The organism is Sulfitobacter sp. JL08 (assembly GCF_003352045.1).
Classification (GTDB): Bacteria; Pseudomonadota; Alphaproteobacteria; order Rhodobacterales; family Rhodobacteraceae; genus JL08.
This window is the reverse complement of record NZ_CP025815.1, coordinates 1,072,410-1,095,074: the sequence shown is the minus strand read 5'-3', so window position 1 is coordinate 1,095,074 and position 22,665 is coordinate 1,072,410. Positions and strand designations below refer to the sequence as shown.

Here is a 22,665-nt window from a genome sequence, read left to right as displayed (position 1 = left end):
TTCATGCGGTAAGTGATCTGCCACGATGGCCGCATGATTATTCTGCGCGCCTGTCTGTGTCTGTTGATTCTGTGCGGCCCTGTTTTGGCAGGGCAGCCGATGTCGGCGGATGCGTTTGACACGTATACGCGCGGTAAAACCCTGATGTATGCGCAGGGCGGATCGGCCTATGGCGCAGAGGAATATCTGGAAAACCGCCGGGTGCGCTGGTCGTTTCTGGATGGGCAATGCAAGGATGGCGTCTGGTACGAAGATGCAGGCCGGATCTGTTTCGTCTACGAAGACCGACCCGACCCGCAATGCTGGACGTTTACCCAAGGCGCAAACGGTCTGATTGCCCAGTTTGAAAACGAACCCGAAGGGTTAGAGCTTTATGAGGCCGAAACATCAGACGAACCGATGTTGTGTCTGGGCCCCGAGATCGGCGTTTAGAACAGAGATCCCTGATCTTTCGGGTCTGGTTTCGCGGGCTTGGTCGCAGGTTTGGCGCGCGCCGGCGTATCCGGCGAAAACCGACCATCCGAAAATTCGATCTCAAGCGCGGTCGCACGGGCGGCGGCCTTTTTCGTAGTGATCAACGTGTCACCATCGCGCACAACCGCATAGCCACGCGACAATGTCGCCTTGTACCCCAAAGTTTCGCGCAAGCGGTCGGTTGCCTCAAGGCGTTGATGCAACTGTGTGATCTGGCGCTGTGCGGTTTCGGAAAACCGGCGCGACAGGGCGGTCAGCGCCTCGCGCTTGCGGATGATATCCGCCGTCAGGGCGCGGATCTGCACGCGGGCCACACGGGCCTGAAACGCGGTGCGGTGCACATCGACAGATCGCAGCAAAGCCGGGGCAAGCCGGCGGCCCAACGCATCCATGCGGCGGCGTTCGTTTTCCACACCACGCCGCACCGTTCCGGGGCGCAGACTGCCTGCGCGTTCGGACAGATGCACGCGGCGCACCTGCACATTGCGGATCAGCGCGGCGGGCAACCTGTCACCCAGAACATCCAGCCTTTGGCGGGGTCCGTCCAGCAACGTATCGGCGCGCGGAAGGGCACGTCCCAGATCGCGCAACCGCTGGCCGCGTTGCGCCACCATATTGCCCAGACTGCGGGTCATCCGCGATTCCTGTTCGCCTACCCATGACAGCAAATCAAGGCGCACTGGCACCGCCAGTTCAGCCGCGGCTGTGGGGGTCGGCGCGCGCTGGTCTGATACAAAATCAATCAGCGTGGTATCAGTTTCGTGCCCCACCGCAGAGATCAGCGGGATACCGGACTCTGCCGCCGCACGCGCGACCGCCTCTTCGTTGAAGCCCCATAAATCTTCGATCGAGCCGCCGCCACGCGCCACGATCAGCAGATCAGGGCGCGGCAAGGCGCCCCCCGGCGAAAACGCATTGAAGCCTTCAATGGCACGCACCACTTCGGGGGCGCATTTGGCGCCCTGCACGGCGACCGGCCAGATCAGCACCTTGCGCGGAAATCTGTCGCGCAGACGGTGCAGAATATCGCGGATCACCGCGCCCGAGGGCGACGTGATCACGCCGATGATTTCGGGCAGATAGGGCAAGGCGCGTTTGCGCGCGGGATCAAACAGCCCTTCGCCCGCCAATTGCTGCTTGCGCTTTTCCAGCATCGCCATCAGCGCGCCCATGCCCGCCGGTTTTATATCTTCGATCACGATCTGGTATTTCGACTGGCCGCCAAAGGTTGTCACCCGCCCCGTCGCAACCACTTCCATGCCTTCTTCGGGCTGGGTTTGCAGGCGGGTGGCGACGCCTTTCCAGATCACACCGGCAATGACCGATTTGTCGTCTTTCAGATCCAGATAGATATGCCCCGATCTGGGCAGGCTGACGCGGCCCACCTCGCCCCTGATGCGGACATGGCCGAACTCACCCTCGATCACCCGTTTGATTGCGCCGGACAGTTCGGTCACGCTGTATTCGGGGGCATTCTGCCCCTCGGACGGGTCGTCGATCAGGTCCATGCAAGGCGGTTCCTTGTGCATTGTGTTATGCCAGCTTAGAACGCCATCACGGCAAGGCCAAGTGGAGAACCGGCATGAATATTCTGATCCTTGGAAGCGGCGGGCGGGAACATGCGCTGGCCTGGGCAGTGATGCAAAACCCCAAATGCGACAAGCTGATCGTGGCGCCGGGAAATGCCGGAATTGCGCAGATTGCGGATTGCGCGTCTCTGGACATACTGGATGGCGGTGCGGTTGTGGTTTTTGCCGAAGAGAACGCAATTGATTTCGTGATTGTCGGCCCCGAGGCGCCGCTGGCGGCCGGTGTCGCCGACCGGTTGCGCGATGCCGGAATTCTGGTTTTCGGCCCCTCTGGCAAGGCGGCGCAGCTGGAAGCATCCAAGGCATTCACCAAGGAAATCTGCGACGCAGCGGGCGCACCGACCGCCGCTTATGGCCACTTTACCGACGCCGCAGCCGCGCGCGCCCATATCAAGGCACATGGCGCGCCCATCGTGGTCAAGGCCGATGGTCTGGCTGCGGGCAAAGGCGTGATCGTCGCCATGACCGAAGCCGAAGCACTGGCGGCGGTGGACGAAATGTTTGGCGGCGCCTTTGGCGGGGCGGGCGCCGAAGTGGTGATCGAAGAATTCATGGACGGCGAGGAAGCATCGCTGTTCGTGCTGTGCGATGGCACCGACATCCTGTCGATCGGCACCGCGCAGGACCACAAACGCGTGGGCGACGGCGACACCGGCCCCAATACCGGCGGCATGGGGGCCTATTCCCCCGCCCCGGTTCTCAGCCCCGAGATCGAGGCGCTGGCGATGGAACAGATCGTGCGCCCGAGCATGCACGAGATGGCCGCGCGCGGGATGCCCTATCAGGGCGTTTTATATGTCGGGCTGATGATCAAGGACGGCCAACCGCGTCTGGTGGAATACAACGCCCGGTTTGGCGATCCCGAATGTCAGGTGCTGATGATGCGGCTGGGCGCGCAGGCCTTCGATCTGATGCACGCCGCCGCCGAGGACCGGTTGGGAGACGCGCGGGTCAACTGGGCGGATGATCATGCGCTGACCGTTGTGATGGCGGCAAACGGCTATCCCGGCGCCTATGAAAAGGGCAGCGTGATCCGTGGGTTGGAGGCATTGCCCGAAGACAGTTTCCACATGTGTTTTCACGCCGGAACAGCGCAGGTAAAGGGCCAGATCACCGCAACCGGCGGACGCGTTCTGAACGTGACGGCGCGCGGCGCCAGCCTGCAAGAGGCACGCGACCGCGCCTATGAAATGGTAGACGCCGTTGACTGGCCGGACGGATTTTACCGCAAGGATATCGGCTGGCGCGCGCTGTAGATGCGTTTTGTTTGAGTATTTCCGGACAAATGAAGGTTGGAGCGTGACGCACGGGCGCAGCTAGGCGCAGCCCAGCGCCGCAGCAATGGCAGCGGGGCCTGTATTCGGGCCGATGGTTTGCCGGGTCAGGGTACCGTTCGCAAAGGTAACGGCGATAATGTCAGACCAGTCGGCAGACAGAAGGATCAGTTCGGGCGCGCCGCCACAGGTGCGCAGACCGCCAAAAATCTGTTCGTCGCCGATGCGGTGGTTGGTGACGCCGCGCAGTGTTGCCGCTTCGGTCAGACCGCCTGGCGCAAAGGTCCACACGCGCAGGGTTTTGGCCAGATGCGGGCGGTCGACATAGGCGAGGTCGATCACCCCGTTGCCGTCAAGATCGGCAATTGCGACGGGGGCAAGCCAACGAAAGCGTGTGCCGATATAGGGTGTTGCGTGGGCCTTGACCAAAGCACCGTTGCGCAGGGTGTAGATGGCCAGTTGTGCGCCTTCGGTTTGGGCGCTTTCGACAACGACAATGTCGTTCTGCCCGTCACCGTCTGCATCGACAACGCGGGGTGCGATATCTTCGAACACATTATGGTTTGCGCCCTGATCGCGCAGATCGATCCGGTAGGTGCGGCCCTGCGCATCGCGCGCCGCCAGCACCGCCTTTTCGCGGATATTGCCCATGATCCGGTGCGGGTAGACATCCAGATCATGTTCATACCGCGCTGCGGTGATCCCTGCCCCCGATGCCGTGGTCCAGCCATTTTGCGCGGCGGCGCATCCGGCTGCCAGCAGGCACACCAGAACAGCCGCAAGGCGCATCAGATCTGTTTTTCCGGCATTTGCACGCGCAGACCGTCCAGCGCATCGGTCACCTTGATCTGGCAGGTCAGACGCGAACGGGTGGGATCAGGCTCGTAAGCGAAATCAAGCATGTCTTCTTCCATGTCGTCCTTTGCGGGCAGTTTTTCGACCCATGCGGCATCGACGTAAACATGACAGGTGGAACAGGCACAGGCCCCGCCGCAATCCGCTTCGATGCCGGGAATGTTGTTGTCGCGTGCGCCTTCCATCACGGTCAGGCCGTTGGCGACGTCAACCACATGTTCGGTGCCGCCATGTTCGACATAGGTGATTTTTGCCATTTGATCGTCTTTCTTTCGTAACTGTGTCGCGCTTGTCTATCTGGGCCATATAGGGCGCGCCACCCCCTTTTGCGACCGAACAATATTCCCCTTGCGACAAATTCCGTTTGTTCTATTTTTGTTCTTATGTCCGCTTTGAAAGATCATAGGGTTCCGCCTGCCCCGCAACAGGCCCGATGGCCCCGCCCGCCGCACTGTCTGGTGGCGTCGCGGTTGCGCGATCCGCCAAACGGGGCGCGTGTTGCCGTGGCCGGGCTGGTCATTCTGCGCCAGCGTCCCGGCACCGCAAACGGCGTGATCTTTATCACGCTGGAGGATGAAACCGGCGTGGTGAACGTGATCGTCTGGCGCGCGCTTTATGAACGGTTCCGCCGTGCGGTGATTGCCGGGCGGATGTTGCGTGTGACGGGGCGGTTACAACGCGAAAACGATGTGATCCATGTTATCGCAGAACAGATCGAGGATATTTCGGACATGCTGGACGGGCTGGTGAACCCCTGATCCCACCGCAAGCGGATCGCCCTTTCCGGGTGGTCACGAACAGGTTAGGTTGCGGGCGAGGAACAGGATCGAGATTTCAGACAATGGCATGGACGGCACGACACGCGGTTTTGCTGCTGGGCGTTTTCGCAGGATGCGATATCGCCCCGGACAGCGCGGCACGCACGCCGGACACCAGCGGCCTGCTGGCGGGCAGCGCGCCGCCAGATGCACCGCCGGGAACGTGCTGGGGCAAAAGCGTGGAACCGGCCGTGATCGAAACTGTCATCGCACCGGTTCTGGTGAACCCCGAACAGGTCGACAGCAATGGCGTTGTCATCAGTCCGGCGATTTACAGAAATGCGCCAAGCCCGAAAATCGTGCAGGAGCGGCAGGAAACCTGGTTTGAAACACCGTGTGAGGATGTGATGACACCCGAGTTCATCGAATCGGTCCAGCGCGCGCTGGCGGCGCGCAACATCTATGACGGGCCGATCACCGGGCGACTGGACAGCGCGACGCAATCCGCCATCCGCACCTTTCAAGAGCCCGATGGTATCCTGAGCGCGGACCTGTCGCTTGCATCTGCGCGCGCGCTTGGGCTGGTCACGGTGCCTGTTCCCGCCGAATAGGGCGCGCGATTGCCGGCCAAGAAAAAAGGCGCCACGGGGGCGCCTTTTTCCGGATTGTCAATCGAAAGACCGGGTCATTCTTCCAGGCTGAGCGCAACAAAGCGCGGATCACCGGCACGACGCACCAGCAGCAGAAGCGATTTGCGGCCTGCTTCTTTGGTGGCTTCAACACGTTCTTCCAGACCCTTGATATCCGAAATCTTCTGCTGTCCCGCCTCGGTGATCAGATCTCCGGCGCGCAGACCCTTTTCATAGGCTTCCGACGCTGGATCGACATCGACGACAACCAGACCGTCCATATCATCTCCAAGACCCAGCTGCTCGCGAAACTCGTCTGTCAGGGTGCTGAGTTTGAGGCCCAGCATTTCAGTTTCGGTTGCACCTTCGGCGGGCGCATCCATGGCTGCGGGCACAGCAGATTCGGCTTCTTCACGGCGGCCCAGCGTGACCAGCAGGGTTTGTGTCTTGCCGTCACGGAAAACAACCACGCGCACCGCCTTGCCGATTGCGGTATTGCCCACACGGCGCACAAGGGCGCGGGTGTCGGCCACATCATCGCCGTCGAAGTTGATGATCACGTCACCGGCCAGCATTCCGGCCTCTTTCGCGGGGCCTTCCGGCACATCGGTGACCAGAGCGCCCGAAGCTTTTTCCATACCCATGGCTTCGGCCACATCATCGGTCACGTCCTGAATACGCACACCCAGCCAGCCACGGCGGGTTTCGCCGAATTCCTTAAGCTGGTCCACAACGCGCGTCACCACATTGGACGCCATGGAAAAGCCGATACCGATAGAACCGCCATTGGGCGACAGGATCGCCGTGTTCACACCGATCACATCGCCATCCATGTTGAACAGCGGACCACCCGAATTGCCGCGGTTGATGGCGGCATCGGTCTGGATGTAATCGTCATAGGTGCCCGACAGCGCACGATTGCGCGCCGAAACGATGCCCGCGGAAACAGAAAAACCCTGCCCCAACGGGTTGCCCATTGCGATCACCCAATCCCCGACACGTGCCAGATCGCTGTCGCCAAACGACACGAAGGGCAGCGGTTCATCGGCTTCGACCTTGAGAAGCGCAATATCCGTGTTCGGGTCGGTCCCGATCAACGTTGCCTTGAGTTCCTGACCCGAAAAGAATTCGATCAGGATTTCATCGGCACCTTCGATGACGTGGTTGTTGGTCACCACATACCCGTCTTCGGAAATCACAAAGCCGGAGCCCAACGCCGAGGACCGGCGTGGTCGATCACCATCGCGGTTGCGTTCCTGAAAGTCGCGAAAGAAATCTTCGAATGGGCTGCCATCGGGAACGATACCCTGTGGTCCGGTCTGGCCGGCAACAACTGTGGATGTGGTGATGTTCACCACTGACGGGCTGATTTTTTCAGCCAGGGGCGCCAGGCTTTCGGGCTTTGCAAATGCAGGCAATGCCAAAAGCAGCATCGCCGCAAGCGCGACAACGCCAGTCCAAAGCACCCTGCGGGCGACCACCAAATTGGCAGCGGCAACATTTGCCCCGGCATCCGTGCGTGTTTGTTTTTGTCTGAAAGTACGAGCCTGCATGCTCAAATTCTCCTTGGTTGTGGCCGCATATGACCGACCCGATGTCCGGGTGTTGACCTTACCGTGCATTTAGGAACGAGTTAGGACAACATTAAAGGTGTAGCGCCGAAACAATCTGTCAAATGAATGTGAGGACGCACGCCATACCGGCGAAAGGCCGCGCACGTTGCGCCATTTCCGTCGGACAGAGTCAAACGCCCAACTGATGCGCCGCCCAGATCAGGATCAGGCCGGTCACGATGGCCAGCCCACCCACCTGCCGGCGGGCAGCTTCCGGTATCTGGCGCAGCATCTCAAGCATACGTTCCACAAGCGAAGGGGCCAGCGCATAGGCCAGCCCCTCAACCATTAGTACCAACCCGATGGCCAGAAGCGTTGTCGCGATCATTCCGACGCAACGCCTGTGGGGCTTTTCAGATAGTTGAAGAACTCGGAATCCGGCGACATCACCATCGTCGAGTTGCTGCCCTGCAAGGCCCGTGTATAGGCCGTAAGCGACCGGTAGAATTCAAAGAATTCCGGATCGGCGCCGAAAGCACCGGCAAAGATGGCGTTGCGGTTTGCATCTGCTTCACCGCGAATGATCTCGGCCTGACGCTGGGCGTCAGAAACAAGTTCAACCACAGTCCGGTCCGCCTGGGCGCGCACCCTTTGGGCCGCTTCGTTACCACGGGCACGTTCGTCTGTCGCCTCGCGTTCCCGTTCTGCGCGCATCCGCTCAAAGGTTGCTTCAAGGTTCTGCGAGGGCAGATCGGTCCGTTTCAGACGCACGTCGACGATTTCAATGCCCAGCGCCAGCGCTTCTGCGATGGCATCGTTGCGGATACGCAGCATCAGCGTGGCACGATCCGAACTCAGGATATCGTTGGAGGATACCGAACCCAGCGTTTCCCGTGTTTTGGCGCGCAGGATCGAATCAAGCCGGTTTTCGGCTGTGGCGATCCCGCCAACACCCACCGCCTGACGGAACTTGTTCACATCGGCAATCCGGTAGCGGGCAAACGCATCGACAACCAGACGCCGGTCATCCAGCGGCGTTACTTCCAGCGGGTCGATATCGCGGCTCAGAATACGATCATCATAGCGCACGACTTCCTGGATCAGTGGGATTTTAAACGCCAGTCCGGGTTCTTCCTTGATAGCGACGACACGGCCAAACTGAAGAACCAGCGCTTTTTCACGCTCGTCCACGATAAAGATCGACGACAATACACCGACAACGGCAATCACGACGATCGGAATTAGATAAGTGGCAGCACGCATCAGTTGTTCCCTCCGGTATTTGTCGTCGGGGTGCGACGCAATTCATTCAACGGCAGGTAGGGCACCACGCCCTGCCCTGCGCCGGTGGCGTTTTCGTCAAGGATAATCTTGTCGACGTCGCCCAGCACCCTTTCCATTGTTTCAAGGTACAAACGCTTGCGGGTCACTTCGGGTGCTTTACGGTATTCGCCCAGAACGGCGGTAAAGCGGCTGGCTTCACCTTCGGCCTCGTTCACGACCTGCGCGCGATAGCCTTCGGCTTCTTCCAGAATTTGCGCGGCTTCACCACGTGCTTCGGCCAAACGGCGATTGGCATAGGCATCGGCCACGTTTTGCAGGCGATCCCGCTCCTGTTCGGCTGCCTGAACGTCGCGGAACGCGTCAATCACGGTTTGCGGCGGATCGGCCTTGTCAAAGTTGACGCGGATAATGTTCACACCGCTGTCATAGCTGTCGAGCGTGCTTTGGATCAGATCCTGCAAGCGCCCCGCAATCAGGCCGCGATCCCGGTTCAGGATTGGCGCCAGATCGGACTGGGCGATAATTTCGCGCATCGCGGATTCAGATACTGCACGGATCGTTGCCGGTGGATTGGCAAGGTTGAACAGGTATTCGGCGGGGTCGTTGATGTTCCAGACAACCTGAAAATCGATATCAACGATGTTTTCATCGCCCGTCAGCATCAGGCCCGCATCATCACCGCGCGCGCCCACACCGATATCTTCGGTGCGTTCAGAGCTTACCGTGATGACCTCGGCGCTTACAACCGGCCATGGCGCAAAGTTCAGACCCGGATTGCCGATGGCATATTCCTTGCCCAGAAACAGTTCGACAGATTGTTCTTCGGGTTTGACGGTATAAAAGCTGGCCATAGCCCACAGGATCGCACCTGCCACAATGGCAAGGCCGACCGTGCCGCGCGTAATCGCGGGGCCACCGCCGCCGCTGCCGCCGGTACCACCACCGCGGCCCTTGTCGCCGCCGCGGCCGCCCATCAGAACGCGCAGTTGTTCCTGGCCTTTTTTCACCAGCTCATCAATTTCGGGAATCTGCGGGCCTTCCTGGCCGGGTCTGCGACCACCACCATTGTTGCCGCGATTGTCATCGCCGCCCTTGTTGCCGCCGGAGCCGCCTGAATTTCCGCCGCCCCCCCATGGGCCGCCGTTGTTACCTGCCATGTTCTGCACTTCCCCTAATTTCACACGCCCAAAAGACGCTTTCGTCTAAACTGTGATCTTTATTACAATATTCAAGCTGTCCGCATCGGAGTTTTCATCGTTACAAGTTCTTCGGACATTGTAGGATGGACTGCAACGGTCCGGTCGAAATCTTCCTTGGTTGCCCCCATTTTTACGGCGATACCCGCCAGCTGGATCATTTCACCTGCTCCGGGGGCAACGATATGGCATCCCAATACCACCCGCGTGGCCTTGGATACCACAAGTTTCATCAATACGCGATCACTGCGCCCGGCAAAGGCGGTCTGCATGGGCCGGAAGCTGGTGCAATAAATCTCGACGGGTTCGCGTTCGCGCGCCGCTTCTTCGGACAGTCCGACCGTGCCCATTTCCGGTTGCGTAAAGATCGCCGACGGGATCAATGCGTGATCCACCTTGGTCGGGTTGCCTTTGAATACGGTTTCAACAAAGGCCATTCCTTCGCGGATGGCCACCGGCGTCAGGTTCACACGGTTGGTCACATCGCCGATCGCGTAAACCGAAGGCTGGTCGGTCTGGGAATAGTCGTCCACCAGAATTTCGCCCCGTCGCCCGGTTTTCACACCGGTGTTTTCAAGACCCATATTGGCCGAATTCGGATCGCGCCCGGTGGCGAACATCACCTGATCGAATACCTGTTCGTCCCCGTTGGTCGCCTTGACCCAGACACCTTTGCCTTCGCGCCGCATCTCAAGCACGTTGGTGCCGGTTTTGATCTGGACACCGCGATCAACCATCTCGGTCGCGACCAGGCCGCGCGCCTCGTCGTCAAAGCCGCGCAGGATTTGCGCGCCGCGATAATATTGCGTCACCTCAACGCCCATGCCGTTCATCACACCGGCAAATTCGCACGCGATATAGCCGCCACCGATGACCAGCATCGTTTTGGGCAATTCGGGCAGGTGGAAAATATCGTCTGATGTTATTGCAAGTTCAGCCCCCGGCATATCGGGTTTGACAGGGTGCCCGCCGGTCGCGATCAGGATGTGTTTGGCGGTTTTGGTTTCACCGGTGGACAGCGCCACAGTGTGCGGATCAACCAGCGTGGCGCGCGCATCAAAGGTTTCAACCCCCGATCCGGCCAGCAGATTGCGATAGACCTGTTCCAGCCGGTCCAGTTCGTCCGTCATGTGTTTCTGAAAACGCGGCCATTCGAAACTGGGCATGGTGTTGTCCCAGCCATAGGCATGCGCATCTTCAGCCAGACGCGCGTAGCCCGACGCGAACACCATCAGCTTCTTGGGCACACAGCCCCGGATCACGCATGTCCCGCCATAGCGGTCGTCTTCGGCCAGTGCGACCTTGGCGCCGGTGTCGCCTGCGGCGACCCGCGCGGCGCGCACGCCACCCGATCCCCCGCCAATAACGAACAGATCATAATCAAACGCCATAGTGGTAATCCTTAGTCTGCCAGATCCGTGAACAGGTTGTCGTTTTCGGTGAAATCAACCCGATCCTGATCGACTGTGCCTTTGTTGATGTCGCGCACTTCGACGCGCCCGTCGCCGTACCCGATGACAACAGTATCGCAGATATCAATGAAAAGCCCGTTTTCAACCACCCCCGGCATCTGGTTCAGCACCAGAGCAAGCTGGCGCGGATTGCCGATACGGTTCAGATGCAGATCCAGAATGTGGTTGCCTTCGTCGGTCACAAAGGGAACCGATCCGTTCATCCGCATCGTGGTAGAGCGCCCCAGCACGTCCATGGAAATCAGCGTTTCCTCGACCAAAGCCTGCGTGGTTTGCCAGCCGAACGGGATCACCTCGATCGGCAGGGGAAATGCGCCCAGCGTTTCAACCTCTTTGCCGATATCGGCAATCACGATCATCCGGTCGCTGGCTGTGGCCACGATCTTTTCCTGCAACAGCGCGCCGCCGCCGCCCTTGATCAGGTTCAGATCACCATCAAATTCATCCGTGCCGTCAATCGTCAGATCCAGCCATTTCGCCTCGTCCAGCGATATCACCTGAATACCCACCTCGCGCGCCAGTTCGGCGGTGCGGGTGGATGTGGGAACGCCTTTGATTTTCAGCCCGTCTTCGCGCACCATTTCGCCCAGACACCGGACCAGCCATGCCGCCGTACTGCCCGTACCCAGCCCGACACGCATGCCGTCTTCTACATATTCGGTTGCGCGCTTGGCAGCGACAAATTTAGCCTTGTCGATGGGCGACAATTCATGGGTCATTGGAAGCCTCCGGATTGCATGGGCGCCTTATAGGCCGCTTGAGCCGCAGTGGCGAGGGCGATTTGCCGCAAAGTTGCGGTGAATTCGAAAATGCCGGGCCGGACCGGCAAGGCATCAAAGTACGCAAATGCACGCCATTGGTCGCTTTCCAGCAGAATTTATTCCGGCGCTCGCTTATATCCGCTGACATGACACAGATGTACCGCCTGTATTATGCCCCCGACAATGCGTCGCTGATCATTCGGCTGGCGCTGCATGCACTGGCCGTGCCCTATCAAACCGTGCTTGTCGACAGGTCCGTTCAGGGCCAGAAGGCGCCGGACTATCTGGCGATCAACCCCAACGGGCTGATCCCCGCGCTGGAAACACCGCACGGCGCGATTTTCGAAACCGGTGCGATCCTGTTGTGGCTGGCCGACACGCATAGCGCACTTGAACCTGCCCCGGATGATCCCGACCGTGCGGCTTTTCTGAAATGGTTGTTCTTTGTGTCCAACACCTTGCATCCTGCACTTCGCATGCTGTTTTACCCCAGCCAGTACGTGGGTTCGGAACCGGCGGTACAGGATGCCCTGCGCGCGCAGATGAACTCTGAGGTGGCGCGCCATTTCCAGACATTGAACGCGGCGGCAGGTGCCGGGCACCCGTGGTTCAACGGCGCAACCCCAAGCGGTCTGGATTACTACGTGGCCGCCTGCCTGCGCTGGGTGGCGCTTTATCCCGATCAGGCGGTCCGGCACGATTTTGATCTGCCCCGCTATCAGAACCTGATGACCCTGCTGCACAGAATTGAAAAACGCCCCGAAGCCCGCGCGGTTCAGACCGCCGAAGGTCTGGGCCCGACCCCGTTTACCGCCCCACATCACCCCACCCCACAGGAAGGATCGGCCACCTGATGTTTCTGTCCGTTTTCGAAATGTTCAAAGTCGGCATCGGCCCGTCATCATCCCATACGATGGGGCCAATGGTGGCGGCGGCACGGTTTCTCGAACTGATGCGCGCCTCACCGTTTGAATTTCACGGCGTGCGTGCGTCCCTGCACGGATCGCTGGCCTTTACCGGCGTCGGTCATGCAACGGATCGCGCAACCATTCTGGGTCTGGCGGGGTTCGTGCCCGAAACCTATGACGCATCCAAGGCGGACGCGACACTGGCCGACAACAAGGCAACCCACACCCTGACCCCCGAAGGTTTGCCGCCGCTGCATTTCAATCCCGCGCAGGATCTGGTCTTTGATTACGATCACGCTTTGCCCGGCCATGCCAATGGCATGATGCTGATGGCAACCGACGCCCAGGGCGACGTGACATTGCGCGAAACCTATTATTCGATCGGCGGCGGCTTTGTGATGACCGAAGCGGAACTGGCCGCAGGCAAGGATACCGACGAAGGCGCACCGGTGCCCTTCCCGTTCAAGACCGCCGCGCAGATGCTTGAGATGGCACACGCGTCGGGCAAGACGATAGCGGGCATGAAACGCGCCAACGAAGTGTCGCGCGGCGGCGCCGACAATCTGTCCAAGGGCACCGCGCGCATCTGGCAGGTGATGAATGATTGCATATCGCGGGGTCTGGAAACCGATGGCATTCTGCCGGGCGGGTTGATGGTGAAACGGCGCGCCAAGGGCATTCACGATGCGCTGCTGGCCGAACGCGGCATGAACTGGGCACCACCCCACACTATCAACGACTGGATGAGCGTTTACGCCATGGCCGTGAACGAGGAAAACGCCGCCGGCGGACAGGTTGTCACCGCGCCCACCAACGGGGCGGCGGGCGTCGTACCGGCCACGCTGCGCTATTATCTGGATCACGTGCCCGGCGCATCCAACGCCCATGTCGAGGACTTTCTGCTGACCGCCGCCGCCATTGGCGGGTTGGTCAAATACAACGCGTCGATTTCCGGTGCCGAAGCCGGATGTCAGGCCGAAGTGGGCAGCGCCAGCGCGATGGCTGCGGCCGGATTGTGCGCCGTCATGGGCGGTACGCCCGAACAGGTGGAAAACGCCGCTGAAATCGCGCTGGAACACCATCTGGGGATGACCTGTGATCCGGTGCGCGGGTTGGTGCAGGTGCCCTGTATCGAACGCAACGGTCTGGGCGCGATCAAGGCGGTGTCTGCCGCGTCACTGGCCCTGCGCGGCGACGGCACCCATCTGGTACCGCTGGATGCCTGCATCGAAACCATGCGCCAGACCGGTCAGGACATGAGCGAAAAGTACAAGGAAACATCCCTCGGAGGGTTGGCGGTGAACGTGCCGAATTGTTAGGAACTGGCAGCGCGACTTGCCAATCCAGATCGGCCTGCCTAGCGTGCCGGAATGACGCGCGTGAGCCAGATACCGACAACGCTTGATCGCCCCTTGCTGGGCGTGGGGCTGATGCTGGGGTTTTGCATCGTGGCCCCGATGGGCGATGCGATGGCAAAAATTCTGGGGCAGTCTGTGCCGCTTGGCGTTTTGCTGTTCGTGCGTTTTGCCGTTCAGGCTATCGTTCTGATCCCGCTGGTCCTGCTGACCGGGCGGCACTGGAAAATGCGGGGGCGGTTGTTACGGCTGACGGCGCTGCGCACTGCGTTGCATATCGTCGGCATTGGCGCGATGTTTTCCGCCTTGCAGTACCTGCCCTTGGCCGATGCGGTTGCGATTGCCTTTGTCATGCCGTTTCTGATGCTGCTGCTGGGCAAATATGTTCTGGGCGAAGAGGTCGGGCCGCGCCGCATCTATGCCTGTATCGTCGGCTTTATCGGCACTTTGCTGGTGATCCAGCCCAGCTTTGCCAATGTGGGTTTGCCCGCGCTGCTGCCTTTGGTGGTGGCGGTTGTGTTTTCTTTGTTCATGCTGGTGACACGCCAGATCGCCAAGGAAACCGACCCGATCGGATTACAGGCGGTCAGCGGTGTCATGGCCGTGGTGTTCATGGCGCCCCTGTTGTGGCTGGCGCGTGATAGCGGGTTTGCACCGCTGGAACTGATCCGCCCCAACAGCACGGAATGGAGCATGCTGATTGCCATCGGCCTGTTGGGCACGTTCGCACATCTGCTAATGACATGGTCGTTGCGCTATGCGCCGTCGGCCACGCTGGCCCCGATGCAGTATCTTGAAATTCCCTTTGCCACGATCATCGGCTGGCTGGTGTTCCGGGATCTTCCCAACGGGCTGGCCGCCCTCGGAATTCTGGTGACGATTTCCGCCGGGCTTTACATCGTGATCAGAGAGCGGGCCACCGCGCGGGCGATTGTTGCCAATGTCGCACCACCTGCGGCATGACATGGCGCGGCAGGATCAGCAGCATCGCCGGCTGATCAAAGCACAACCGCACCGGCCCCGTGGCCCTGTTTGACGTGCCGATCTTGCGGTCAGGTGCAAACTCCAACCCGTCTATCGGCCATTCCAACCCCTGCGACCGGCCCGTCACTGCCCCCATGGGATACAGCGACACCACATCTCCCGCCGCCAGATCAAGCGTCATATCCGGCGGTGCGAGGCAGATCAGTTCGTGGCTGCCAATCAGCACACAGGGACGGGCGGGATACCGGATCAGCGTGTGGAACGCGGCCAGCTGGTGATCTATCCGCGCACCGGTGAAACCAACGGCAAGAACAAGCGGCGCGGCGATGCTGCGCAACGCCTTTTCAAAGTCGGTACTGTCCTGTTCTTCGATCCGGTGCAAAGTTTCGGCGGGCAGTTTGGCGGCAATTGTTTCCGGCAGCGAATCAAAATCGCCGATCACGGCCTCGGGGATCAGACCGTTTTCATGCGCAAAAACTGCCCCGCCATCTGCCGCCACCAATCGCGGCGCCCATGAAAGCGCCTCGTTCAGGTCCGATATGGATACAACACCCCCGCCCAACAAGGTTATTGTTTCCAATGAATGGACAATGTCGTCATTCATGTCAATTTTAGGTCCCTTTGGGAAACAGGTCACATTCTGGCCATGAAATGATACCTTTACTGGCACAGATTCGAGCCGCTTTCGACTTTGGTTCCTTGTTATAGACAATCCTGCAATGTGGCAGAGGACGAGCATCCGATGGTAAACAATAACAAAATTCTTACAGTCTCTTATGGGACGTTTTCGTGCACGCTGGAAGGATTCGATGATTCTTTCGACACGATGAAGGCGATTGCAGAGTATTTTCGCGATCTTGCCGCAGATGATCGTTATTTCGGCGCCGAGCCGCCCCAACCCGATGCAGAGATGCTTGCCCGGATTGCCCAGCGCGAAATTACCCGCCGCGTAGAAGCACACAGTGAAAACGGTGGTATCGTCCTGCGCGCGAAAGACGATGCTGATGCACAGCCCGCTGCCAAAGCGGCCGCCATCGCTGCCCCTGTTGCCGCTGCCACGGCTGAACAGGCTGTTGCGAAAGCGGAACCCGCGCAAGAGCAGGATCAGGCCGAAGCCGAGGTCGCAGCGGATGAGGACGTGTCCGAACCCGTGATCGAAACAACCGAAGAGGTTGCCGAAGTCGAGGCTGTCGAAGGAGTTGAAGAAACTTCCCCGGTGAAGGAAGAAATCACCGTTGTGGAAGAAGAGATCACCATGGTGGAACAAGAAATCACCGTTGTGGAAGAAGAGACCGTAACAGAAGACGCGGTTGAAGAAGAGAGGGTGGAAGCCGAAGCTGCGGAAGACCACGCCGAAGACTCTGATGACGAAGAAACCGCCTTTGGTGCCGAAGATTACGCCGCTGTTTCCGAATCACTGGAAAGCCTGGATGACGAGACCGCAGAAGACGCGGCAGAAGACATTGTGACAGAGGTTGTTGAAACCCCTGCCCCCGCACCCGCGCCCGAAGTCAAGACATCCAGCATCGCAGACAAACTGCGTCGCATCCGTGCGGTGGTGTCGCGGTCGGAAAAAGCCACACCTGACGATACCTATCTGGAAGATGAACACGCCGAAGAAGTGGCCGAGGACGACACCGTGACCGAAAGCGTCATCGCCAGTGTCAGCGCGCCCGAAGTTGTCACCGTGGCCGAGCCTGACCTGTCCGACGAGGATGATGATGATGCCGCCGATACGGCCGACACGCACAGCAATCTGTTCATGGACGATGACGAGGATCAGGATGAAGCATCCGGCCCCGACATGGAAACCGAAGCCTATGACGACAACGAGGATTATGACGACGATGAAAGCCCGCTGCGCGCCCGTGTTCTGAAAGTGAACCGCGCCGATCTGGAAGCCGCCATTGCCGAAGGTGATCTGGAAGAAATCGACGAGAACGACGTTGCCGACGCATCAGACGATCAGGACACCACCCTGTCCGACGAAGAAGAAGCCGAATTGCAGCGCGAACTGGCCGAAGTCGAGGCCAGCGTTGAAGATGACGACGCGGACGAGGACACTGCTGCAGAGCAGGCGCATGATCAGGACGAAGATCATGGCCATGCCGGTGCCAAGGTTCTGTCGGAGAACACCGATGCTGATGAAGACCTTTCACGCCTGATGGCGGAAACCGAACAGCAGATGGGTGAACCCGAAGGATCGCAACGTCGCGATGCATTTGCCCACCTGCGCGCAGCTGTGGCCGCCACCAAGGCAGAAGAAACCCTTGGAACAGGCGGCAAGGACAAAGACAGCGCAGATGCGTACCGCGATGATCTGGCCAGCGTTGTAAAACCGCGCCGTCCGGAAACATCGGGTTCGCGGACAGAACGCCCATCGACAGATGCACGCCCTGCGCCGCTGAAACTGGTTGCAGAACAGCGCATCGACGTTGAAGACGGCGAAACGCGCGGGCCGGTGCGCCCCCGCCGCGTTGCCACCAACGTTCTGCAATCCGGCAGCGTCACCGTCGAAGAAGAAACCGATGATTTTGTGGAATTTGCCGAAAACGTCGGTGCGACGCGGTTGCCCGAAGTCATCGAAGCGGCCGCCGCCTTTATCGCCTATGTCGAAGGCCGCGAACAGTTTTCGCGCCCCCAGCTGATGGGCAAGGTGCGTCAGGTCGAAAAAGACGGCTATTCGCGCGAAGACGGTCTGCGCGCCTTCGGGTTGTTGCTGCGGTCGGGCAAGATCGAAAAAATCAAAGGTGGCCGGTTCATCGTATCCGACAAGATCGGCTTCAAACCCGAAGCCCATCGCGCGCGAGATGTGGGATGAACACGTCAGGTCATTTGACCGGCGGGCAAACGGGCGGAACCATCAGGTTCCGCCCGTTTTTTTTGTAGCAGTCTGTTCTCTGGCGGCAGGCTCTAGCGGTCATCCTTGTCCGGGTCGGCCTGACCGATGCCCTTGAAGATAAATTTGAACGGCAATGCCCAGACGACCCCCAGCGCGACATAAATCAGCAATTCGATCAGAAAACCGGGGCGCTCCAGCAAACCGACCAGCGTGACCGCCGCGACAATATAGATCGGCAGACCAACCAGCAGGATCACCAGCGCCCAGCGACGGCGTGCTTTGTAAGACAGCGCCATCAGTCGGCAAACGGATCAGTGACCAGAATCGTATCTTCGCGTTCCGGTGAGGTGGACAACAGCGCAACAGGGCACCCGATCAGTTCTTCGACGCGGCGCACGTATTTGATTGCTTCGGCAGGCAGGTCGGCCCAACTGCGCGCGCCTTCGGTGCTTTCGGACCAGCCGGGCATTTCTTCATAGATCGGGGTGCAGCGCGCCTGATGATCGGCAGCGGTGGGCAGGTAATCCATGCGCTGACCGTCCAGTTCGTAACCGACACAGATTTTCAGCGTTTCGAACCCGTCCAGAACGTCCAGCTTGGTGAATGCGATGCCGTTCACGCCCGATGTGGCGCAGGTCTGACGCACCAGAACCGCATCAAACCAGCCGCAGCGGCGCTTGCGCCCTGTCACGGTGCCAAATTCGTGGCCCCGTTCCCCCAGACGCTGGCCATCCGCATCATCCAGTTCGGCAGGAAACGGGCCTTCGCCGACGCGGGTGGTATAGGCTTTGACAATGCCCAGCACGAAATCGATCGATCCTGGGCCAATCCCGGTGCCGGTGGCGGCTTGCCCGGCGATCACATTGGACGATGTGACAAACGGGTAGGTGCCGAAATCAATGTCCAGCAACGCGCCCTGCGCGCCTTCGAACAGAATACGTTTTCCCGCTTTTCTCTTTTCGTTCAATACCTTCCAGACAGGGGCCGCGTATTCCAGCACCACGGGTGCAACGGCGCGCAGTTCCGCGATCAGCGCGTCGCGATCAACCGGTTCCAACCCCAGACCACGGCGCAGCGCATCGTGATGCACCAGCGCGCGATCCACCCGTAATTGCAGCGTTGCATCATCGGCAAGGTCGGCAACACGTACCGATCTGCGCCCCACCTTGTCTTCATAGGCGGGGCCGATGCCACGCCCTGTCGTGCCGATCTTGGCGACAGAATTCTGCGATTCGCGTGCGCGATCCAGTTCACCGTGGATCGGCAGGATCAGCGGCGTGTTTTCCGCGATCATCAGTGTTTTGGGCGATATGGTCACGCCCTGATCGCGCAATTGCGCAATTTCCTTCACCAGATGCCACGGATCCAGCACAACCCCGTTGCCAATCACCGAAAGTTTGCCGCCGCGCACAATGCCAGAGGGCAGCAGCGACAGCTTGTAAACCTTGCCATCAATGACAAGGGTGTGGCCCGCATTGTGCCCGCCCTGAAACCGCGCGATCACGTCCGCCCGTTCGGACAGCCAGTCTACGATTTTGCCTTTTCCTTCATCGCCCCACTGGGCTCCGACAACGACAACGTTGGCCATGATCCGTCCTTTGATTTCAGTACAACCCGCGCCCGTATATCGGGGCATGGCGCGGGGCGAAACCTCAATTTCACCTCTGCCGTGTTGCGGCACGGGCAAGATGCAGAAAACAGGGTCGATCGGGGGCGGAACTGTGCGATTATACTTGCGCCAGATGTGCCCCGGTTCTTCAGGCAATATGTAAAGGCAGGCCCATGTGGATAATGCGGGCAATCGAAAGGTGCCCAAGCCTGTGAAATCTGTCCCCGTCGTGCTAGGTTAAGATGCGAAAGAAAAAGGAAACACCATGTCGCGCGGCCCCGCAAAGGACCAGAGTTTCGAAAAGTTCTATTACGCCAAGGTCGGTCTTGGCGAAGGCTGTGGCTGCGCCGAACGTGTCATTGACGTGCATGAATTCAATCGCTTGGCAGGAAAACCCAAACGCGTATTCCGGATCGGCAAACCCAATCTCAAGGCCAGTCTGCGCCGGTTTCTGAACGCCGCGGGTCTAAGCCGGCGGCCTTCGCGTTAATCTAGCCGTTCAACCGGCCCGCCCTGTTCTTCCCAGGTGGAAAACCCTTCTTTCAAGTGGGCGGCCTTGAACCCCATGTCATTCAGCGTCGCCACTGTCAGCGCAGACCGCCAGCCCGATGCACAGTGAAAGACGTAATTCTTGTCCTGTCCGAATTCTTCCTTGTAATACGGGCTTTCGGGATCAACCCAAAATTCGGCCATTCCGCGCGGGCAATGAAAACTGCCGGGAATAAAACCCGATCTCTGGCGTTCGCGCACATCGCGCAGATCGACAAAAACCACCTCGGGATCATTGACCATCGCGATGGCATTGGGTGTTTCGATTTCTTCTATCCGCGCGCGTGCAGCCTTGACCATCTCAGCCGCGGACGTATCGAGCTTTCTCATACGGATTAATCCTTTAGTTGTACCGGCGCACCTTGGGGCGTTTCCAGATAGGCGGTTTCCCATGCGCCACGCAGACGGGTCACATCCTCGGGCGGGGCAATATCCCGTTCGGCCAGCAGGCTTTCCAGCGCGGCCAGCCATGCGGTGAAATAATCATCCCCGCCATCCAGTTCGCGATCCAGTCCATGCGCCGCGAGGGTTTGCGAAAACCGGTCGGCCCAGTCGGGCCAGGTGAACACACCGGTTTCGTTCAGATGCACCGCCAGCGCGAACACCTGCGCGTGCCAGGGTTCCCGAAATACTGGTTCCTTACCCAGAATTTCCATTACGCAGACTCCAGATACGATTGCCACAGGTCAAGAACGACCTCGTCCTGCGGATGTTCGGGCGACACCCAAAGTTCGGACGCGGGAAACACAACGGCATAAAGCGGCTGCGCGGCGTCGCCCAGCCCATGTGCGGCACTGTCTGGAAAAACATGCGTGCCGTGATAGCGCAGGATATGCCCGGTTGCGCCTGCAGCATAGGCGGGCAAACGTGTGTGCCCGCCATCCACCAACCGGTTGCCCGCGGGGCGCAATGTGCGCACTTTCTGTCCTATTTCAAATTGTTGCGCGATATCGCTGTCGCGGGTTGCCGGCCCGCCTTTGGCCAGAACGGCGGCCACCGCATCGCGCTTCAGACAACGCGCCGCCAGATCGGACAACATGCCATCGGCCTGTCCGTTTTCCAGTTCCTGCCGTGTGACGATGCCTTTGGCGACCAACAGATCGGCCAATCCGGCCAGCCATTTCTCGTAATAGCCGAAGCGCGCGTAATCCTTGGGCGCGATGGATTCGCGGGCATGGCGCGAGGTGTCGATGTTCCACTGCCCCAAAGCGCCCGATGCCAGCGTCAGCGCCAGGGCGCGGCCATGCCAATCGGCGGCAAATTCGGGAATGCCCTGCGGTTCTGGCACCACCGGCCCGTCGCCGAACCGCCCTCCCATATCATGCGGGCGGGTCATGCCGGAGCCTGTGGTAAACCGGTGCCGATCATGCTGTCGCGTGTGACCCATTGCGCCAGCGCGTCGACGTCCAGCCCTTTGGTTTCTGCGGGGCGTTGCGGCAAGACAAGATAGCGCACTTCGGCGGTTGAATCCCAGACACTCACCGCCGTATCAGCGGGCAGTTCAATCCCGAAATCGGCCAGAACCTTGCGCGGTTCACGCACCACGCGGGCACGGTATGCATCCGATTTGTACCAACCGGGTGGAATGCCCAGAACCGGCCACGGATAACAACTGCACAAGGTGCACACGACCACATTGTGGGTCTGGTCGGTATTTTCGACCACGACCATATGTTCGCCCTGGCGCCCATAAATATCCATGTCCTGCAACACGGCATCCGCATCTTCCAGCAGACGCGCGCGAAAGGCCGGATCGCTCCAGGCGCGGGCGACCACACGCGCGCCGTTTTGCGGCCCTATGCGGTTTTGATAGGTGTCGATGATTTCATCCAGTGCCGCCGGATCGATCAGCCCTTTCTGGGTCAGAATCGTTTCCAGCGCGCGCACACGCAACGCTGGTTCCGGGGGCAAAAGACTGTGCGGATGGTCGTGATCGTGGTGGTCATGGGGCATAAAAACAGAATGATCCCACTCCCCTCGCCTTGTCCAGCGGGAAGTGTCGGAAACTGGCCTTGCCCCTCTGGGCAAACTTGCCTACATAGCCGCAATCAAGTCGCGCACGCAGGGTATGCATGGAAAACGTCGTCCTTATCATCCATTTGTTTCTGGCTTTTGGCCTGATCGGCGTTGTTTTGATGCAACGTTCCGAAGGCGGCGGCCTTGGTATGGGCAGCGGCGGCGGTGGCGGGGCCATGTCGGGCCGCGCTGCGGCAACGGCGCTGGGAAAACTCACATGGCTGCTGGCGATTGCGTTCATCTGCACATCGATCACCCTGACGGTGATCGCCGCGCAAAAGGCCGCAGGCACCAGTGTGATCGACAGACTGGGCGCTCCTAGCAGCGAAGAAGGTGCGGATGCACCCGCGACACCGCTGGGCACCGATCTGTTGCCGCCGACATCGGACGAAAACGCGCCATTGGTACCCAAGGCGGACTGAAACACTAGACCTTGACGCAGCGGAACACGTTGCAACATGATGTTGCGGTTGCCTTGCCAATCCGTGACGAATCCTTTATGACGTAAGTCCCGTGATGCTGTGGTTTTTTGATCGACAGCGGGCAACGCTTTTTGG

General features: G+C 59.8%; 26 protein-coding genes. 10 read left to right on the top strand and 16 right to left on the bottom strand.

Annotation, left to right across the window (positions count from 1 at the left end; translation table 11 throughout):
• The first annotated feature begins 33 nt into the window (after window positions 1-33).
• Window positions 34-432, top strand: a complete 399-nt coding sequence (locus tag C1J05_RS05585; RefSeq protein WP_114869387.1) for a hypothetical protein — start codon at window positions 34-36, stop codon at window positions 430-432.
• On the opposite strand, the gene xseA is transcribed toward C1J05_RS05585, so the two are convergent.
• The gene (gene xseA / locus C1J05_RS05580) at window positions 429-1,982 is read right to left on the bottom strand and encodes an exodeoxyribonuclease VII large subunit (RefSeq protein WP_114872139.1); all 1,554 of its coding nucleotides are present in this window, start codon (window positions 1,980-1,982) and stop codon (window positions 429-431) included. The genes C1J05_RS05585 and xseA overlap by 4 nt on opposite strands.
• A gap of 74 nt (window positions 1,983-2,056) precedes the next feature.
• Between xseA and purD the strand changes: the two genes are divergently transcribed.
• Window positions 2,057-3,319, top strand: a complete 1,263-nt coding sequence (gene purD, locus C1J05_RS05575; protein WP_114869386.1) for a phosphoribosylamine--glycine ligase — start codon at window positions 2,057-2,059, stop codon at window positions 3,317-3,319.
• A 60-nt stretch (window positions 3,320-3,379) separates the two neighbouring features.
• Here purD and C1J05_RS05570 read toward each other — a convergent pair whose 3' ends face one another.
• Together C1J05_RS05570 and C1J05_RS05565 are read right to left on the bottom strand one after the other, a co-directional pair.
• Entirely contained in the window at window positions 3,380-4,126 is a 747-nt protein-coding gene (locus tag C1J05_RS05570; RefSeq protein ID WP_114869385.1) for an FG-GAP repeat domain-containing protein, read from the bottom strand.
• Window positions 4,126-4,449 (bottom strand): 2Fe-2S iron-sulfur cluster-binding protein, encoded by a 324-nt coding sequence (locus C1J05_RS05565; RefSeq protein WP_114869384.1) that lies wholly within the window; start codon window positions 4,447-4,449, stop codon window positions 4,126-4,128. The genes C1J05_RS05570 and C1J05_RS05565 overlap by 1 nt, the downstream gene beginning before the upstream one ends.
• A gap of 126 nt (window positions 4,450-4,575) precedes the next feature.
• On the opposite strand from C1J05_RS05565, the gene C1J05_RS05560 reads away from it, so the two are divergent.
• Together C1J05_RS05560 and C1J05_RS05555 are read left to right on the top strand one after the other, a co-directional pair.
• Window positions 4,576-4,950 (top strand): OB-fold nucleic acid binding domain-containing protein, encoded by a 375-nt coding sequence (locus C1J05_RS05560; protein ID WP_114869383.1) that lies wholly within the window; start codon window positions 4,576-4,578, stop codon window positions 4,948-4,950.
• Between the two features lie 83 nt (window positions 4,951-5,033).
• On the top strand, window positions 5,034-5,561 hold the full coding sequence (locus tag C1J05_RS05555) for a peptidoglycan-binding domain-containing protein (RefSeq protein ID WP_114869382.1): 528 nt from the start codon (window positions 5,034-5,036) through the stop codon (window positions 5,559-5,561).
• A gap of 74 nt (window positions 5,562-5,635) precedes the next feature.
• On the opposite strand, the gene C1J05_RS05550 is transcribed toward C1J05_RS05555, so the two are convergent.
• The 6 genes from C1J05_RS05550 to rpiA form a co-directional block, all read right to left on the bottom strand.
• The gene (locus tag C1J05_RS05550; protein ID WP_114872138.1) at window positions 5,636-7,012 is read right to left on the bottom strand and encodes a Do family serine endopeptidase; all 1,377 of its coding nucleotides are present in this window, start codon (window positions 7,010-7,012) and stop codon (window positions 5,636-5,638) included.
• 310 nt (window positions 7,013-7,322) lie between these two features.
• Window positions 7,323-7,520, bottom strand: coding sequence for a DUF2065 domain-containing protein (locus tag C1J05_RS05545; protein WP_114869381.1), 198 nt, complete (start codon window positions 7,518-7,520; stop codon window positions 7,323-7,325).
• Entirely contained in the window at window positions 7,517-8,395 is an 879-nt protein-coding gene (gene hflC, locus C1J05_RS05540) for a protease modulator HflC (RefSeq protein ID WP_114869380.1), read from the bottom strand. Before hflC ends, C1J05_RS05545 begins: the two co-directional genes overlap by 4 nt.
• Entirely contained in the window at window positions 8,395-9,573 is a 1,179-nt protein-coding gene (gene hflK / locus C1J05_RS05535; RefSeq protein ID WP_114869379.1) for an FtsH protease activity modulator HflK, read from the bottom strand. The genes hflC and hflK overlap by 1 nt, the downstream gene beginning before the upstream one ends.
• Window positions 9,574-9,644: 71 nt before the next feature.
• Window positions 9,645-11,003, bottom strand: a complete 1,359-nt coding sequence (gene gor, locus C1J05_RS05530) for a glutathione-disulfide reductase (protein ID WP_114869378.1) — start codon at window positions 11,001-11,003, stop codon at window positions 9,645-9,647.
• A gap of 11 nt (window positions 11,004-11,014) precedes the next feature.
• Complete coding sequence (gene rpiA, locus C1J05_RS05525; protein ID WP_114869377.1) at window positions 11,015-11,803, bottom strand: ribose-5-phosphate isomerase RpiA; 789 nt, start codon at window positions 11,801-11,803, stop codon at window positions 11,015-11,017.
• 188 nt (window positions 11,804-11,991) lie between these two features.
• Here rpiA and C1J05_RS05520 point away from each other — a divergent pair, with 188 nt between their 5' ends.
• From C1J05_RS05520 to C1J05_RS05510, 3 genes are read left to right on the top strand one after another with little or no spacing between them, the layout of a single operon-like run.
• Window positions 11,992-12,699, top strand: a complete 708-nt coding sequence (locus C1J05_RS05520; protein ID WP_114872137.1) for a glutathione S-transferase family protein — start codon at window positions 11,992-11,994, stop codon at window positions 12,697-12,699.
• A complete protein-coding gene (locus C1J05_RS05515) occupies window positions 12,699-14,072 on the top strand; it encodes an L-serine ammonia-lyase (protein ID WP_114869376.1) in 1,374 nt (457 codons plus the stop codon). Before C1J05_RS05520 ends, C1J05_RS05515 begins: the two co-directional genes overlap by 1 nt.
• 51 nt (window positions 14,073-14,123) lie before the next feature.
• Complete coding sequence (locus C1J05_RS05510; protein WP_114869375.1) at window positions 14,124-15,071, top strand: DMT family transporter; 948 nt, start codon at window positions 14,124-14,126, stop codon at window positions 15,069-15,071.
• On the opposite strand, the gene C1J05_RS05505 is transcribed toward C1J05_RS05510, so the two are convergent.
• Complete coding sequence (locus C1J05_RS05505) at window positions 15,013-15,696, bottom strand: thiamine diphosphokinase (protein ID WP_114869374.1); 684 nt, start codon at window positions 15,694-15,696, stop codon at window positions 15,013-15,015. The two genes, C1J05_RS05510 and C1J05_RS05505, sit on opposite strands and share 59 nt — an antisense overlap.
• A 138-nt stretch (window positions 15,697-15,834) precedes the next feature.
• On the opposite strand from C1J05_RS05505, the gene C1J05_RS05500 reads away from it, so the two are divergent.
• Window positions 15,835-17,913 carry a hypothetical protein gene (locus C1J05_RS05500; protein WP_254684711.1) on the top strand — a complete coding sequence of 693 codons (2,079 nt, stop codon included), beginning with the start codon at window positions 15,835-15,837 and terminating at the stop codon, window positions 17,911-17,913.
• A gap of 92 nt (window positions 17,914-18,005) precedes the next feature.
• On the opposite strand, the gene C1J05_RS05495 is transcribed toward C1J05_RS05500, so the two are convergent.
• Both C1J05_RS05495 and C1J05_RS05490 read right to left on the bottom strand, forming a co-directional pair.
• Entirely contained in the window at window positions 18,006-18,230 is a 225-nt protein-coding gene (locus tag C1J05_RS05495; RefSeq protein ID WP_114869373.1) for a DUF2842 domain-containing protein, read from the bottom strand.
• Window positions 18,230-19,522: an adenylosuccinate synthase gene (locus tag C1J05_RS05490; protein ID WP_114872135.1), complete on the bottom strand. Its 1,293-nt coding sequence runs from the start codon at window positions 19,520-19,522 to the stop codon at window positions 18,230-18,232. Before C1J05_RS05490 ends, C1J05_RS05495 begins: the two co-directional genes overlap by 1 nt.
• A 286-nt stretch (window positions 19,523-19,808) precedes the next feature.
• Here C1J05_RS05490 and C1J05_RS05485 point away from each other — a divergent pair, with 286 nt between their 5' ends.
• Window positions 19,809-20,033, top strand: coding sequence for a hypothetical protein (locus C1J05_RS05485; protein WP_114869372.1), 225 nt, complete (start codon window positions 19,809-19,811; stop codon window positions 20,031-20,033).
• On the opposite strand, the gene C1J05_RS05480 is transcribed toward C1J05_RS05485, so the two are convergent.
• Genes C1J05_RS05480 through nthA form a run of 4 tightly spaced genes read right to left on the bottom strand, consistent with a single transcriptional unit; the run spans window position 20,030 to window position 22,045 of the window.
• A complete protein-coding gene (locus C1J05_RS05480) occupies window positions 20,030-20,422 on the bottom strand; it encodes a rhodanese-like domain-containing protein (RefSeq protein WP_114869371.1) in 393 nt (130 codons plus the stop codon). The two genes, C1J05_RS05485 and C1J05_RS05480, sit on opposite strands and share 4 nt — an antisense overlap.
• A 5-nt stretch (window positions 20,423-20,427) precedes the next feature.
• The gene (locus tag C1J05_RS05475) at window positions 20,428-20,748 is read right to left on the bottom strand and encodes a nitrile hydratase accessory protein (RefSeq protein WP_114869370.1); all 321 of its coding nucleotides are present in this window, start codon (window positions 20,746-20,748) and stop codon (window positions 20,428-20,430) included.
• The gene (nthB, locus tag C1J05_RS05470; RefSeq protein WP_114869369.1) at window positions 20,748-21,428 is read right to left on the bottom strand and encodes a nitrile hydratase subunit beta; all 681 of its coding nucleotides are present in this window, start codon (window positions 21,426-21,428) and stop codon (window positions 20,748-20,750) included. The genes C1J05_RS05475 and nthB overlap by 1 nt, the downstream gene beginning before the upstream one ends.
• Window positions 21,425-22,045 (bottom strand): nitrile hydratase subunit alpha, encoded by a 621-nt coding sequence (nthA, locus tag C1J05_RS05465; RefSeq protein ID WP_114869368.1) that lies wholly within the window; start codon window positions 22,043-22,045, stop codon window positions 21,425-21,427. The genes nthB and nthA overlap by 4 nt, the downstream gene beginning before the upstream one ends.
• Window positions 22,046-22,164: 119 nt before the next feature.
• Between nthA and secG the strand changes: the two genes are divergently transcribed.
• Window positions 22,165-22,530 carry a preprotein translocase subunit SecG gene (secG, locus tag C1J05_RS05460; protein ID WP_114869367.1) on the top strand — a complete coding sequence of 122 codons (366 nt, stop codon included), beginning with the start codon at window positions 22,165-22,167 and terminating at the stop codon, window positions 22,528-22,530.
• Window positions 22,531-22,665: the final 135 nt, after the last annotated feature.